12 protein-coding genes are annotated in these 13,201 nt (G+C 51.5%); 5 read left to right on the top strand and 7 right to left on the bottom strand.

Going from position 1 to position 13,201, the window contains the following annotated elements; genetic code table 11:
- Positions 1-17: 17 nt before the first annotated feature.
- Entirely contained in the window at positions 18-674 is a 657-nt protein-coding gene (locus tag IPJ88_13615) for a hypothetical protein (GenBank protein QQR89235.1), read from the bottom strand.
- Positions 601-2,670 carry an acetoacetate--CoA ligase gene (locus tag IPJ88_13610; protein ID QQR89234.1) on the bottom strand — a complete coding sequence of 690 codons (2,070 nt, stop codon included), beginning with the start codon at positions 2,668-2,670 and terminating at the stop codon, positions 601-603. Before IPJ88_13610 ends, IPJ88_13615 begins: the two co-directional genes overlap by 74 nt.
- 107 nt (positions 2,671-2,777) lie before the next feature.
- On the opposite strand from IPJ88_13610, the gene IPJ88_13605 reads away from it, so the two are divergent.
- Positions 2,778-3,374, top strand: a complete 597-nt coding sequence (locus IPJ88_13605) for a hypothetical protein (GenBank protein QQR89233.1) — start codon at positions 2,778-2,780, stop codon at positions 3,372-3,374.
- Between the two features lie 9 nt (positions 3,375-3,383).
- On the opposite strand, the gene IPJ88_13600 is transcribed toward IPJ88_13605, so the two are convergent.
- The 3 genes from IPJ88_13600 to IPJ88_13590 all read right to left on the bottom strand — a co-directional run bounded on the left by IPJ88_13600 (position 3,384) and on the right by IPJ88_13590 (position 5,245).
- Positions 3,384-4,049 carry an energy transducer TonB gene (locus IPJ88_13600; GenBank protein ID QQR89232.1) on the bottom strand — a complete coding sequence of 222 codons (666 nt, stop codon included), beginning with the start codon at positions 4,047-4,049 and terminating at the stop codon, positions 3,384-3,386.
- 129 nt (positions 4,050-4,178) lie between these two features.
- Positions 4,179-4,598, bottom strand: a complete 420-nt coding sequence (locus tag IPJ88_13595; protein QQR89231.1) for a biopolymer transporter ExbD — start codon at positions 4,596-4,598, stop codon at positions 4,179-4,181.
- Positions 4,562-5,245, bottom strand: a complete 684-nt coding sequence (locus tag IPJ88_13590) for a MotA/TolQ/ExbB proton channel family protein (protein QQR89230.1) — start codon at positions 5,243-5,245, stop codon at positions 4,562-4,564. Before IPJ88_13590 ends, IPJ88_13595 begins: the two co-directional genes overlap by 37 nt.
- Positions 5,246-5,495: 250 nt before the next feature.
- Between IPJ88_13590 and IPJ88_13585 the strand changes: the two genes are divergently transcribed.
- Entirely contained in the window at positions 5,496-6,608 is a 1,113-nt protein-coding gene (locus IPJ88_13585) for a beta-lactamase family protein (GenBank protein ID QQR89229.1), read from the top strand.
- Here the strand turns inward: IPJ88_13585 and IPJ88_13580 are convergent.
- Together IPJ88_13580 and IPJ88_13575 are read right to left on the bottom strand one after the other, a co-directional pair.
- A complete protein-coding gene (locus IPJ88_13580; GenBank protein QQR89228.1) occupies positions 6,605-8,779 on the bottom strand; it encodes an ATP-dependent RecD-like DNA helicase in 2,175 nt (724 codons plus the stop codon). The genes IPJ88_13585 and IPJ88_13580 overlap by 4 nt on opposite strands.
- 73 nt (positions 8,780-8,852) lie before the next feature.
- Positions 8,853-10,073: a lamin tail domain-containing protein gene (locus IPJ88_13575; protein QQR89227.1), complete on the bottom strand. Its 1,221-nt coding sequence runs from the start codon at positions 10,071-10,073 to the stop codon at positions 8,853-8,855.
- Positions 10,074-10,380: 307 nt separating this feature from the next.
- On the opposite strand from IPJ88_13575, the gene IPJ88_13570 reads away from it, so the two are divergent.
- The 3 genes from IPJ88_13570 to IPJ88_13560 are packed head-to-tail and all read left to right on the top strand — an operon-like array spanning position 10,381 to position 13,190.
- Positions 10,381-11,928 carry a helix-turn-helix domain-containing protein gene (locus IPJ88_13570; GenBank protein ID QQR89226.1) on the top strand — a complete coding sequence of 516 codons (1,548 nt, stop codon included), beginning with the start codon at positions 10,381-10,383 and terminating at the stop codon, positions 11,926-11,928.
- Positions 11,929-12,519 carry a septum formation protein Maf gene (maf, locus tag IPJ88_13565; GenBank protein QQR89225.1) on the top strand — a complete coding sequence of 197 codons (591 nt, stop codon included), beginning with the start codon at positions 11,929-11,931 and terminating at the stop codon, positions 12,517-12,519. It begins immediately after the preceding gene.
- Complete coding sequence (locus IPJ88_13560) at positions 12,510-13,190, top strand: YggS family pyridoxal phosphate-dependent enzyme (protein ID QQR89224.1); 681 nt, start codon at positions 12,510-12,512, stop codon at positions 13,188-13,190. The genes maf and IPJ88_13560 overlap by 10 nt, the downstream gene beginning before the upstream one ends.
- Positions 13,191-13,201: the final 11 nt, after the last annotated feature.

Below are 13,201 nucleotides of genomic sequence, written 5' to 3'. Positions count from 1 at the left end.
TAGATCAGAGCACCAAGTCAATCGCTCGTAAGACGAGTGCCTAACAAATCGTAGTCAAGCCGGCAAGGAATTTCGGCGAAACTGCCTCCGTTTTGGGTCAGTAGTAGGCTGCAATCGGAACCCGACACCGGGGAATAGAGGATGCTTTGTTCAGCTTCCCATTGATCAGGGCCCTGTATAAGTGGTTCAGTATTTTCGCTAAGACCGGCATCTGGGCTTGCAGAAAGTTCGAATATGCCAGTAACCGTATCTTTCTGCTCCAAGGTACATCCTGCAACCTCAGCTTCCGGGTCATCTGGTGAAAGGGCCCAGCTACTCACGAGCTGAACGCGAAAGTTTCCATCGTTATCGATACTCCCAGCTACCGCCGGGAAATTCGATTGCACCCAGTAGAGGGTTGGTTTTTCGACTCGCAGCTCCAATGCAAAAGAGAAAGCCTCTTGAAAGGCAAAAGCGGTGCTTCCGCAGGTGTTTTCGTTGAGTGTGGCCGAGACTTTATAGTCGCCTAAGCTCTCGCCTGGGCCATCGCTTTTTGTGCATGAGACCGCAAAGACGGTTAGGGCGAAAAAAAAAAGCTTCGGAGCATAGAGCGGTTTCCTTTTAATTGCATAGAGGCGCTGCGCAACGACTCGAGCGAAGTGCGGTGGGTGCAGGACAGGAGCAAGTATATTCAAGGACGACGAATGCGGTCAATCGCCCAAAGTTCAAGCTTTCTCGGGCTCTAGGATTTAAGTTCAGCCCGGTTCTTGGATGCTCAAGTGCTTCGGGATTGGCTAGGGCATGGAGGTTTTTCAAGCTTTGTCCATGCGCAGCAGCCCGAACGGCCATTTCGCTGATTTTGCCGCTCTTTGTTCTGGGAATATCGGTGACTTGCAGGATGAATTGCGGAACGTGTCGAGGGCTAGCACCGTTGCGGACGATGGATTTGATATTCTCACAAAGGGCTCTGTCGAGCTGAAGTCCCGGACGAAGCCGAACGAACAATACGATACGCTCGTCTCCAGCGTGTTTGTGCCCGATCACAACTGCTTCGGAGATTTCATCCAACTGCTCGACTTGTCGGTAGATTTCAGCCGTTCCGATGCGTACGCCGCCTGGATTTAAAGTCGTATCGGAGCGGCCATGAATGATGATTCCTTGATGTTCACTGATTTCTGCAAAATCGCCGTGATGCCAGATCCCTTCGAACTTCGAAAAATAAGCTTCTTTATAACGCGTTTGCTCTGGATCGTTCCAGAAGCCCAAAGGCATCGATGGAAACGCTTTTCGGCATACCAGCTCGCCTGTCTCTGCAACAACAGCCTCACCACTCTCGGAAAACACAGCAACATCCATACCAAGACCTTTGCATTGTATTTCGCCTCGATAGACTGGCAGCGCAGGGTTTCCAAGGACGAAGCACGATACGATGTCTGTTCCGCCAGAGATGGAAGAGAGTTGCACGGATTCTTTTACCTGAGAATAAACGAAGTCAAACCCTTCCGCACTTAAGGGAGACCCAGTCGAAAGCACGGTTTCAAGACTGCTTAGCGTATGGCTTTGTCTTGGTGATAGGTCCTGTTTCTTCAACATGTCTAGATACTTGGCGGATACACCAAAGACATTAATGCGGTGTCGGTCGATGAGATCAAAGAGTCTTGAAGTGCGAGGGTATACTGGAGAGCCATCATAAAGGATGATGCAAGCCTCACTGGCTAAGGCCGAAATCAGCCAATTCCACATCATCCAACCGCATGTCGTGAAATAAAAAACACGTGTATCTCGCGTAATGTTCGTATGAAACTGATGTTCTTTTAGGTGCTGTATAAGCGTTCCTCCGGCTCCATGGATGATCCCTTTGGGTTTGCCGGTCGTGCCGGAAGAGAAAAGCACATAGAGTGGATGGTCAAAGGGCAGGGTTTGGAAATCAATTGTTCTTGGTGCAAAGGCTTGCGTCCATTGGTCGTAGTCCAGCGCCTCTGGAATCCTGGTTGGCGACGGCTGGTTGTTCGACGGATAGGGAACGATGATTGTTTTCAGCAAACTCGGAATTGCTTCGCTGATGGCCACGCTTTGTTGCTCGCAAGAAAAGCGCTTCCCTTGATAACTGTAGTGGTCGGCGACGAACAACAGTTTAGGCTCCAGCTGAGAGAAGCGATCAAGTACGGCATTGACACCAAAATCAGTAGAACACGAAGCCCATACGATACCTCTTGCACTTGCTGCAAGCGCAAGGGCAAGCGTTTGGGGTAAGTTAGGAAGCCAACCCACCACTACGTCTCCTGCAGCGAGACCCATGTGAGCCATGGCCTGTTCAATACGGGAAACCTCGTCATACAATTTTCGATACGACCAGAGCTCTTCCCAGTCCTGTTCGCTTACGAAGATAATTGCGGTATCATCGTCTTTGCGACGTAGTAGGTTTTCGGCGAAGTTGAGCTGAGTTCCTTCAAACCAGCGTGCTCCTGGCATTGCGTTTGCGTTCGATACAGTACTCGAGCCTCGTTTATGATCGATGATTCCGCAATAGTCATAGACCGCGGCCCAAAACTCTTCCGGATATTCCGTAGACCAGCGATGCAAGGATTCGTAGTCATCGAAATGGCGCGAAAAACGTTTTCCCGCAAACGATGCAAACTGAGTAATCTTTGCCTGTGCTATTTGCGCCTCTGTCGGTGACCATAAAGGCATAGTGGAGTGTATCTTTTTTGGCTTTGATGAAAAAGCGTTTCCCTAAAAAGATGGCTTGGGCTACGGCTAACGAGGCACATTTTCTCGAAAATACTAGTAAAAGCGAAATGTTTGGTCACTTCCAAAGAGTGTTTTACAATGCCTGCATGGTCTTGCTCGGTCAGATGAAGCGTTGTTTTTTCGTGGGCTTGTTGAGTGTCACTGTTGTTAGCGGTGTGAGTGCAGAAAACAGCAAAGAAAAAAAGGAAGGCTCCGTCCCACAGGGACAATACAAAGGGGTAGTTCCGGGTGTATCGGAAGTGCCGGCGCACGTTGCAAAGCCGGGCAGGCCGGTTAAGGCAACGTGGCCGGGTTTTCAAATGCGCAAAGATGGAAGCTCACGCTTGTTTTTGCAACTTACTGGACCGACCGACACCAACTTGCTTCAAACAAACGCAGGGTTTGATGTGCATATAAAATCCGCCAAGATTCAAGGGAAGAACACCCGACGCAAGCTGGATACGCGTTTTTTTGACACCCCTATGGTCGAAGCCCGGTTGGTGAAAAAGAAGAACGACCTTTATCTCAAAGTGATTGAACGTGAAAAGGTAATGCCAAAGTTAAGTACGGAACTTAACAAAGAAGGCTACTACTATCTTTATCTTGATTTTCCAAAGTTTGAATCGAAATCGAACGATGCCCCTTCGGCTACTACAAAAAAGTAGAGTTTCTACTCAATAACGTATTTCAAAGACGCAGGTGAAGCTTATTTCGGTGGCAACGGCTTTGCCGTTTTTATCGAGCGGAGGCTGCCATCGTCCTTCGGACAATGTCTTGCTGCATGCCTCTGCAAAACCATGGCTGCCGGTTTGCGAAAGAACTTTGAAGTTAGAAGGTCGGCCATCAGGGTTGATGCGAAGTTTTAGACGTGCCGTGCCCTCAATACCAAGGCGCTGAGCCTGTTTCGGATAGTTTCGCTCAAGTGTGTTTTGTATATCACTTGGCGGAGCAGGTTTTCGTGCCAAGTTGGAAACCGAAACGATACCGTCGGGGCTACCGAAAGTTTGTCCGCTGCCTGAGCCTTCGCCGCTGCCAGTGCGGGTTTTGGGCTTGCCCGACCCGACGCTGGGTATGGCCTTCGGATCACTGCTTTCGGCATTGCTCAGCACGACGGATTCAAGGTCGATGATCTCTGTTGAATCGCTGCCCTCAGCTGCAGTAAGCGTCTGTGTTTCAGCGGCCGCAAGTGTCTCAGGGACGCTGCGCGCTGCAGGTGAAGGCTGTGGCTCCGGTTCTATCTCGTCTTTTTCTTCTTCCGGTCCGCCGGGATCGTCAATATCACTGTCGCCCAGAGGCATGGCCTCGAATTCAATGGGCACCACAGAATGGTGTTCCTCCATCGCCTTTGCATTTATACGTGAGGAAATCAGGCCAAGGGACAGCATGACCACAGCATGGAACAATAAGCTAAACGCTAAAGAGGCAAAGTAAGTACTTTTAACCGTACTTTTTAACGCAGAAATCATGCATCAGTCCGAGAGATCTTCCGGGCGAACATTGATGGCAAATTTAGAGACTTTTTCTTGCCTAAGAATGTCGATGGCTGAAACCACTCGTGCGTGCGTCGTGCTCCCAGCTGCTGCGATGATTGCGCGTGGTTGTTTCGTGCTTGCCACAAGAGTGCGAGCTGCTGCACGTAAGCCTGCTTCATCGACTTCTTTGCCATCCACATAGTATTTTCCGCCAGCGTCGATCGAAAGAGCAAGCTGGTTGTCCATGACGGCTTCGCCGGTTTTGGCCGCGGGCAATTCCATGGGAATTGTTTGTGAAACGATATAACTGGCGGTGACCATAAGGATGATGAGCAAGACAAGCACAATGTCGACCAAAGGCGTGACGTTGATTGCTGTGATTAGCTCATCATCATTGTTGTTGTTTGCTGCGCCCATATCTTACTCCGCGGGATGAGGCGGGTTTTTGACCGCAAGTAGGCAAGGACTTCGCGTCCCAGGGAGTCGGCCTGAGCAAGGCGGCTTTTAACAACACGTTGGAAAAGGTTGAAAAATGCGACCGCAGGCAGGGCCACTAAGATACCAATAGCTGTTGCAACAAGTGCTTCACCAATCTCGGACATAAGGCCTTCAGAGACTTGTCCTGCGGTTTGCTCAAGCGACTGGAACGCTCGAATAACACCAATCACAGTTCCCAAAAGCCCAACAAATGGAGCGTTGTTACCTACTGTACCCAAAAAGGCCAAGTAGCGTTCCATCTGTAGTTTGGCAAAGGATGATTCGCCGGCCATGCGTTCTTCGGCGGAATCTGCGCCATCCTCTGAAGAGTTCAGTCCTGCCGTTACAATGCGCGCTTCAAAAGAGCGTGATGCCTCCAGCCGTGCTCGCGCTCCTTGCAGGTCGCGTTCCTTAAGAAAACGGAACAGGTCTTGCTTGAGAGAAGAAAGATTCTCTCGACTGCCCCAAAAAAAGAACGCTCGTTCGATCACAATGGCGACGCAGATGACGGAAAGTCCGACCAAAAACCACATCACCCAACCTGCGCCGAGCATGGCAAAAGCAGTCATTCGTTCTTGAATATTCATGTTTTCCTCTCCGCTCCCGATCGTGGCGCCATCGCCCCGAGCTGTTTGGCTCAGCTTCGTCTTTAGTGCAAGCTACAAAAAAGGCGGAACCCGTCTTTTTTCAAAAGATTTGATTTAATCCGTTATTTTCAGCTTTTTTATCCCTTGGCGGGCGTATTCAGCCCGACCTTCCCCGGAGAATCAAGAGAAGTCGTATCGAAAGTGAAGGTTTTTCTGGACCTTGGCTCGTGGGTTGGGTACAGACGGGGGGATGGCGTCAAGTTTTCAAGATCGCATAAAATCCGAAGCAAGCCGGCTGTTGCAGGCTGGCGTCACCGGAAATGCGTTCCCAGGAGCGGTTGCCAGCATTGGGTGGCGCGAGGGTGACGAGCTGGTTTTTGCCGAGGCATCGGCGGGAAAGCTCTCTTCTGAGCTGGGGGCAGTGTCGACTTCGGCTTTTTACGACCTTGCATCTCTGACCAAACCTTTTGTGGCCATGGCCGTGCTTCGGCTGGTTGAGGCCAACAAGATTTCGCTCGAAACGCGCGCCGATCGCATGCTTCCAGATGTACGTGGCGGGGTAGGTGGCGAGGCGACGCTGGAGCAACTACTTAGTCATCGAGCCAAGTTGTCCAGTTGGGGCGGGCTTTTCTTAGACGTTCCTCACGATGTTGGAAGCCCTGCAGCGCGACGCTGGATATTGAGCGAAGCGTCACGAAGACGCCATGAAGGGCCGGAAACTGTTGTGTACAGCGACCTTGGCTATCTCATCGGTGGTGAAGCCGTTGCCCGACATGTTGGGAAAAGCTTGGATATCGTGGTCAAAGAAGAGATTACCGATCCGATCGGCATTAGCTCAGATGTGTTTTTTCCAGCAGCACTTACACCGGATAAACGTGCCCAAATCGTAAGCAATTCAGCGCCCACCGAATGGTGTGAGTGGCGAGGCCGCATGATTCGCGGTGAAGTGCATGATGAAAACAGCGCTGCTTTTGGTGGCGTAGCCGGTCATGCTGGTTTATTTGGCACAGCTCGTGGGGTTGCGCGTTTTGGTCGAGCTATCCTTGAATCGCTAGCCGGTCGTGGCGATTTCTTGTCGAAAGAATCCATTGAGGGCTCCCTAGCCGATCGTGGTGATGGTAACACCTACCGTTTTGGTTGGGAAATGAAGTCCGCGCAAGGCAGCTCCGCAGGCAAACGTATGTCTGCTCAAAGCTTTGGGCATCTTGGTTTCACGGGAACCTCCTTGTGGTGCGACCCGAATAACGACGTGGTTGTTGCTTTATTGAGCAACCGAGTGCATCCGTCTCGCGCCAACGAAAAGATAAAAGGCTTTAGGCCCGCTTTTCACGATGGCATGCTGGCCGTTCTGAACAAGAGCTAGCGCTTCGTTTTGTCGCTATCCTGTTGCCGGGCGCAAACAAAGCGTTCTGCTAGCCATGAGTTACGTTGCTGATGTTTGTGATTCGCGATGGCGCGCTTGAGGGCTATCTGCGGTCCGACAATCACACATAGCCGAGTTGCGCGGGTAATGGCCGTGTAAATTAGAGCTCGGTTCAACATGATGTGAAAACTGGGATCGATCATGATTAATACCCCAGGAAATTCGCTTCCTTGGGCTTTGTGAATTGTGCAGGCGTAAGCAAGCGCGAGGTCGTCACTATTGCGACGTGGCAATGAAAGGTCGCCTTGATCGAAGCGTAGCTCATAGCTATCCGGTTTAACACTTAGAACTTTGCCGATGTCTCCGTTGAATATATTGTGCTCGTAGTCATTACGAAGCTGCAAGATCTTGTCGTGAGTTTGAATGCGCGCAGGTTTGTAAGGTTTCGCAGAAGGGTTGATTAAGGGCTGCAGCATCGCGTTGAGTTGCTCTGTTCCCAGTTTTCCTTTGTGCACAGCGGTAAGCACCTGCACGTCGGTTTTTAGGTCCAGCCCGTAACTCTCCTCCATGCGTTGCAGCACCTTGGGCAATAAGGCTTTGCTGCTATCGGCACCTTCGGTATCGATATGGAAAAAATCCGCCGGACCTTTCGTGTTTTCTGGTGTGTTTTGAGGAAGCCTGTTTGAAAGAATGGCGTGTGCAGCTCGCACAATCGCGCTTTTTTCAGCTTGCCTAAAAATTCGCTGCAAACAAATAGTTTTTACGGTTTCCGTAGCCATGATCGAAGCCAGAACGTCGCCGGCTCCTACAGGAGGAAGCTGATTGATGTCACCAACAAATACAACCGTTGCGTGCTTCGGTACTGCGGCAAGAAGCTGATCGGCAAGCAACAAATCAAGCATGGATGTCTCATCAACCAGCAACAGGTCACACTCAACCGGGTTGTTTTCGGTGCGAGTAAAACTTGCTGCAGAGGGGTTCCACTCGAGCAATCGATGAACGGTGCTCGCCTCAAAGGCAGTGCTTTGCGTGAGTCGCTTGGCTGCTCGCCCAGTGGGAGCACATAAAAGCACGCGATGCTTCGCCTTTTGATGCACTTCGACTAGGGCGCGCACGGCCGTGGTCTTTCCGGTACCGGGGCCTCCTGTAAGAATGATAAGTTGGCGCGTGAAACTGTCTCGGCTTGCTTGTTTCTGCTCTTCAGTGAGTTCGGGATAGTCGCTTTCTATCCTTTTCAGTGCAACGCGTTCTTCTTCGGAAAGAACTCGGTCAACGTTGAACGCTGCAAGGTTTTTGGCGAGTCGCTCTTCAGCGCGATAAAGCGTTTGAAGGTAGACTCGTGTTTGCTCAACCCACAAGCTGCCGCTTTGGGTGCCTCGCTTCAGACCTTCCTCCAGTAAGCCAGCATCGATGTCTAAGCTGACTATCATCCGGCCCAACACATCTTTTTCAAGAAAGACGTGGCCATCCGATGTAGCTTCTCTCAAAAGGTGTACTACGGCCGCTTCAATGCGACGTAGGTCATCTTTTTCGATGCCGACACTAAGGCCAATCCTATCTGCGGTTCGAAACCCTATGCCTGCGACGGTGCGCGCGAGCTCGTAGGGATTCTTCTGCAGCTGTTCGCTTGTTTCTTCGCCGTAGCGTTTAAGGATTTTTCGAGCTGTCAAAGGCCCAATCCCCACGCTGTGCAAAAATGACAAAGTCTCGGCTTGCTGTTGTCTGTCTCGTACGGCCTCCGCAATTTGCTGTGCTCGTTTTTTGCCGATGCCCGAGACGTCGCGCAAACGAGGTGATTGTGTGGCAATGATATGGAGTGTTTCTTTGCCAAACTTTTTAACAATACGGGCTGCCAGCGAAGGTCCCAGCCCCGGAATAAGACCTGAGCCAAGAAATCGAATGATCCCTTCTTCGGTCGTAGGAGGAATGGGGCGATAGTGCTTGGCGGTAAAACCTCGCCCGAAACGTGGATGCTCGTGCCATGAGCCGTGGAGTTCAACCGTTTCGCCAACCGACAAGGCTTCCAAGGGACCGGTTACGGACACAAGTTCGCCTTTTGCTTCGGTACGTATTTTTAACACGACAAAATTTGAGTCCTTGCTTTGGAAGAGCTGTTGTTCGACCACTCCGCGCAAATGATCACGCGCAGTGTTATCTTTTTCAAATGGCAAGGCGTCGGACACAGTACGAGGACTCTAGCGTTTTTTGCGGGGAAATATTAGCCAAGAGCGCAGACACGCCTAACTATTGAGAGTTGTCGGGCGCCTTGCCTGGCCGACATGGAAATTCAGGCCTCGGATAAAAATACTGAGTAGCTTCGCTGCGCGTATCCGCGGTACTTCTTACCAAGCAGCCGTCTTGCTTGGGATGCTCGACGGCAGGTGTGGCGGACAAACGCTGGCCTTGCCTATCGCGTAAGTAGAGCGTCTCGCCACTGTTTTTTAGGCCGCCCCGAGCGACGCTTTCATCGACTCGAAAAAGCGGTATGCCGGTTGGTATCGGTATTGCAGCGGCGGAGCTCTGAAAGCTTCGGGGTGTGATAAGCACGCGTGCGCCTGGGCTGAGCATTGGGCCTTCAGAAAGAGTATCCCCGGCCTCATAGGGGTCGTCGGTGAGCGAAAAGCCTGCGATATCGATGCTTTCATTGCCAAAGTTGTAAAGCTCCACGAATTCCTGCGTCGGTTCAGCGGTGCTTGGGTTGGCCATGACACGACTGATCGTGACGGAAGCAAGGCGCTCTGAGGTGCGTAGTTCCAACCTTTGGAAGCTGAGGTTGTCCGCAGCGTCCGCGGCAAACAGGGTGGCCATGATCGCCGTGTTCGGCTCCAGTTTTTCAAGAACAAGTGTGGCTGCGTCGTTGTTAGCAATAGCCGTTTGCGTCACTTCTCCGGTTTTGAGCCACAAACGCGTAGCTTCACTGCTTTTTGTTCTTAGGCTCAGTCGAGTATCCTGTCTTAGAAGACATGCTCCCAAAAGAGCTGCTTCATCCAACATGCAATCCGGCTGCTGTAGCGTGGGTGCGGTGGCGTCGTTTTGTGATCCGGTGGTGAAGGCGCTGGTCCACAGACTTGATCCACTTACCTTAGCAAGTGTCTTTGGTATGAGCTGGATTTCGTAAGCGTGTTCTTTTTTTAGTGGCTCAGCTGGTTTTGCCGCGATGCAATAGCCCGTTTGCCAGCCTATGGCTTGGCAGGAAGTTTTGCGTGCTAGCAGTGGCCATTGCTCCTTTGTCTCACGGTCGATAAGGGCAAGAGCAAAACTGCTTTCGAGTTCGGCATAGTCGACGGCTTGGACAGCGAGAAGGGATAAGTTCGGAGCGACGTTGGTAGCGGCTGCCGCTGGCCAGCTTTGTATCGTGGGTTGTGCTGTCTCGGATTTTCCGGAATCTGTATCTCCAAAACCATCCGTCGAGACGCAGCCATTCGTGGCGGCACATAGGCATAGTATTGGACACAACTGTTTCATGGCTCGCAAAAGACAAGGCTCCTTGTCTGTCAATATCGGCCCCTGCGGCTTTGAGTTGCTTGGAAAATGAAAATTGAAGCGAATTTAGACCTTTACGCTTCTCACCGTTGCTTAGTGCTCTGATTGCAAAGGATTGGTCCGTCTCGCTGCAGTGAAGGTACGAGCTGCGGCGTCAGAAAACTTTAAGATATTCACGATATTTCTGCGCTTTTCTTCTGTGCAACGCACACTTTCACTATTCGATCTCGGCTCAACCCTCTCCTAGGTATGCAAGTCCAAAAAAGGCGTGCTATGCAGCGGGGCTGAGATGACTGATAAGGCCAATGAATCGAACGGTGAGCGGGGCAGACGTGGTCCGCGCTATATTGCTGTCAGTGGTGCTAAAGGTGGCGTCGGAAAAACGACCTTCGCGGCCAACGTTGCGCTTTGTTTGGCCAACCTAGGTCGCAAAGTGGTGCTCGTTGACGCCGACCGTTTGGGTGCCAACGCGCATACCGCGCTTGGCATGCAAAGGCCCTTTAGTCGTGAAAGCACTCCGGGAGCACTTCGTGCAGGTTCGTCTGTCGATAACGATTTGCAAATCCTTCAAACGCCATATCCAAATCTTTGGCTAGCTTATTCTGGGGTGGACGAAGCTTGCATGGGACTACGGTCGCTTCGCCGCTTCAGTCGCCTGAAGCAGCAAATCGAAGACCTTGATGCGGTTCATGTGGTTGTGGACTTGGGCGATGGTCATGATGGCCAGCTGATTGATCTGTTTTTTCAGTCGGATTTTCCTTTGTTTTTGGTGACGCCCGATCCAGCGGCCATTGAAAACATTCAGCGCTTTGTGCGGGCGAGTTTCTTTCGAAAGCTATCCGAACTTGAGCCGGTGCGTGGCTCCAGAGATGCTTGGCGTGCACGACTTAGGACAATGTACTCGATTCCTTCGCCAGTGGACTTGTTACAGCGGCTGGAAGCTGAAGGCGATCCCATGGTGGCGGTCGTGAGGGAAGTTCTTCGGAATTTTAGCTTCTATCTAATGCTGAACCAAGCACGTGTACGGCAGGACACCGAGCTTGGCGAAGAAATTGTGATTGCGACACGCCGGCGCCTTGGGGTGAACCTCAAATACCTTGGATACCTCGGTCAAGATGAAGCAATCAGTATGTGTTTGCGTAAACGTCGCCCTCTTATGATCGACAGTCCTGGAAGCAAGGCTTCGCGGGGCATCGAACGTGTTGTAAGGCGGGTGCTGCTCATGCCAGATAGACTTTCTCGCTTGGAAGAGCCGGCTTTGCCTGTTTCTTTTGACAGCCACTATGGCATTTTGGAGCTCGGGCGCGGCGCGGCGGAAGAAGAAATTCGCAGAGCTTACAAACGCATGAAACTGGTTTACGGCCCTGAAGGCCTCGCGTCTTATGGTCTGTTCTTGCCGGAGCAACGCGAAGCACTCCTTGCGCGGCTTGATGAAGCGCACGAAGTGCTGTTGGACCCCAACCGTCGACGTGTTTATGATCGCACGCTTTTTCCTGAAGTGTCGCTGGAAGAAGAAAAGGTCGCGACGCAGGTCGTTCCCAAAGCCGAGGCCTTGGCGGCATTTCCTGAACTTGGTCCAGAAACGCAATTCAACGGTGCCTTGCTAAAAGCAATTCGCGAAGCGCATGGTGTGGATCTCAAGTATCTGAGCAATCGCACAAAGATTGGACAAAACTACCTTTCTGCCATCGAAGAGGATGCTTTTGAGTCGCTACCGGAACGTGTTTACGTGCGTGGCTATCTGGCGGAGCTTGCTAAGATATTCCATCTGGACCCAAAACAAGTTTCGCGTACCTATTTGAGAGCGTTTGAGCAAGCAAGGCCAAGTAGTTCATAAATGCTGTTGAACACACCGCTTATCCTTGCTTCGCGCTCGCCGAGGCGCTCAGAGTTGCTAAGTCTTCTTGGTATTGAGTACCGTGTGGTGGGCTCAGACGATGAACCTCCTCCACTTGCTAGTGAAAAACCCAATCACTATGTGCTGCGTGCTGCGAAGGCAAAAGTACAGGATGTTTCAACACGCGTAGCGCAGTCGGGCGCGAGTGTGCTTGGTGCTGACACGGTCGTGGTTTTAGACGGTGTGATTCTCGGTAAGCCCAGCGATGACAGCAACGCAGAAGCCATGCTGGAGTCACTGCAAGGTCGCTGGCATGATGTTTTTACTGGCGTCGTTTTACTGCACCAGGGCAAGTGGTATGAAGACTGCGTTCAGACCAAAGTTCGCATGGTCTCGATGAGTTCACAGACGATCAGGAACTACGTAGCAAGCGGGGAAGGGCGCGATAAAGCTGGCAGCTACGCTGCTCAAGGCCTCGGCGCGGGATTAATCAAAGGAATTCAGGGTTCGTATTCGAATGTCGTGGGCCTTCCCGCCGCTCAGAGCATTGCGCTATTGTTAGCCGCGGGAGTGTTGGAGCAATGGCCATAGGCACCAGGATTGAGCAGCGGTTGCAAACGATACAAGGGCGAATGGATGAAGCCTGTTTAAGACGCAAGGCAAGCTGGCCTAAGCCGAAACTGTTGGCCGTTAGCAAAAAACAGTCGAGCGCGGCCATACGAGAAGCCTACGCTTTGGGCCTTCGCGAATTCGGAGAAAACTACGTTCAGGAGTTGCAAGGTAAAGCAGAAGAGTTTGCTGATTTGCCCGAGCTCCGTTTTCATCTCATCGGCCATTTGCAACGGAATAAGACGAAGCAAGCTCTTGCTTGCAGTTCAGTGGTGCAGAGCGTTGATTCGCTCGGCTTATTGCAGCGGCTTGCTGGACAACACGAAGCTGCCACGCCGCTGGATATCTTTATTCAAGTAAACCTAGCTGGCGAAAGTCAAAAGTCTGGGTGTGACCCAAACGAACTTGAAGCTTTGGTTGACGAGGCAAAAAAGCATAAGAGCATAAGACTTCTTGGTTTGATGATGGTACCGCCTTTCGGTGAGGCCGAGAAAAACCGCTTGCTCTTTCGTCAGCTGCGTCGTTTAGCCGATCACTATGGACTTGAAGATTGTTCGATGGGTATGAGTGATGATTTCGAAGTCGCCATCGAAGAAGGCGCGACCTTAGTGCGCATTGGAACCGCTTTGTTTGGCCCAAGGCAACACAAATAACACGCGCAGCT

The sequence above is a fragment of the Myxococcales bacterium genome (assembly GCA_016699535.1).
In the GTDB taxonomy this organism is placed as follows: domain Bacteria; phylum Myxococcota_A; class Polyangia; order Polyangiales.
The sequence above is the reverse complement of the archived record's forward strand: the minus strand, read 5'-3'. Positions and strand labels throughout refer to the sequence as shown.

Bases quoted from the DNA above. Each gene is read 5' to 3' on its own strand.
- IPJ88_13610 (QQR89234.1), bottom strand. From the start codon at position 2,670: ATGCCTTTATGGTCACCGACAGAGGCGCAAATAGCACAGGCAAAGATT.
- IPJ88_13605 (QQR89233.1), top strand. From the start codon at position 2,778: ATGTTTGGTCACTTCCAAAGAGTGTTTTACAATGCCTGCATGGTCTTG.
- IPJ88_13600 (QQR89232.1), bottom strand. From the start codon at position 4,049: ATGGAGGAACACCATTCTGTGGTGCCCATTGAATTCGAGGCCATGCCT.
- IPJ88_13595 (QQR89231.1), bottom strand. From the start codon at position 4,598: ATGGGCGCAGCAAACAACAACAATGATGATGAGCTAATCACAGCAATC.
- IPJ88_13590 (QQR89230.1), bottom strand. From the start codon at position 5,245: ATGAATATTCAAGAACGAATGACTGCTTTTGCCATGCTCGGCGCAGGT.
- IPJ88_13585 (QQR89229.1), top strand. From the start codon at position 5,496: ATGGCGTCAAGTTTTCAAGATCGCATAAAATCCGAAGCAAGCCGGCTG.
- IPJ88_13575 (QQR89227.1), bottom strand. From the start codon at position 10,073: ATGAAACAGTTGTGTCCAATACTATGCCTATGTGCCGCCACGAATGGC.
- IPJ88_13570 (QQR89226.1), top strand. From the start codon at position 10,381: ATGACTGATAAGGCCAATGAATCGAACGGTGAGCGGGGCAGACGTGGT.
- maf (QQR89225.1), top strand. From the start codon at position 11,929: ATGCTGTTGAACACACCGCTTATCCTTGCTTCGCGCTCGCCGAGGCGC.
- IPJ88_13560 (QQR89224.1), top strand. From the start codon at position 12,510: ATGGCCATAGGCACCAGGATTGAGCAGCGGTTGCAAACGATACAAGGG.